Source organism: Rhodococcus sp. P14 (assembly GCF_000256505.1).
GTDB classification, from domain to species: Bacteria; Actinomycetota; Actinomycetes; order Mycobacteriales; family Mycobacteriaceae; genus Rhodococcus; species Rhodococcus ruber.
The window spans coordinates 1-750 of sequence record NZ_AJFC01000092.1 but is presented as its reverse complement, the minus strand read 5'-3'; the positions used below and the strand labels follow the sequence as shown (position 1 = coordinate 750).

Annotated in this window: 1 protein-coding gene; it reads right to left on the bottom strand. The window is 70.9% G+C overall.

Features of this window, described 5'->3' with window-relative positions:
- Positions 1 to 431: citrate/2-methylcitrate synthase (locus tag OEY_RS0106825; RefSeq protein WP_010593146.1), on the bottom strand; the 431-nt coding region annotated here is incomplete at its 3' end.
- Positions 432 to 750 lie beyond the last annotated feature (319 nt).

Below are 750 nucleotides of genomic sequence, written 5' to 3'. Positions count from 1 at the left end.
TCGATGCGCTTCTGCGGCACGGCGGGCTGATAGATGCCGCGCGCGGACTGCGCGACGTACGACAGGGCCATCACGGCGGCGCGGGCGAGGTTCTCCCGCGCGGTGGCGTCGTCGATGTCGAGCAGCGGCTCGAAGCCCCAGATGGGGGCGAGCATCGCCAGGCCGGCCTGGACGTCGACACGGACGTCGCCGGTGTGGATCGGCGGGGGGAACGGCTCGGCCGGGGGCAGGCCCTGGCCGAACCTGCCGTCGACCAGCAGGGCCCACACGTCCCCGAACGTGACCCCGCGCGTGACGAGATCCTCGATGTCGACGCCGCGGTAGCGCAGCGAACCGCCGTCCTTGTCGGGTTCGGCGATATCACTGGTGAAGGCGACCACGCCTTCGAGGCCGGCGACGAAATCCTCGGGTACAGACGCGCGCGATGCCATGACGGTTGGGCTCTCCTCGTTCGGTGCAACCCGGTCCGGGCAGCACTGCCGGTGAAGCGGGACTCGGCGGATGTGATCGGCGCCCCACTCCGTTCGTCGGTGCGACTGTAGTCCCCCGGGCGGGAGGATCGGCGCCCGGATACCCGGGAGTAGTGTCCAGCATCGTGTCCACCGATCCACGGCCCGGCGCCGAGAACGCCGAGGGGCTGCCTCCGAGTGCGGACGAGCACGCCGATCTGGCGTCGATGCGTGTCGACTACACCCCTGCCGGCCCTCAGGGCGCGTCCGCCGTCGACGAGGATCTCGAACCCGAGTGGCT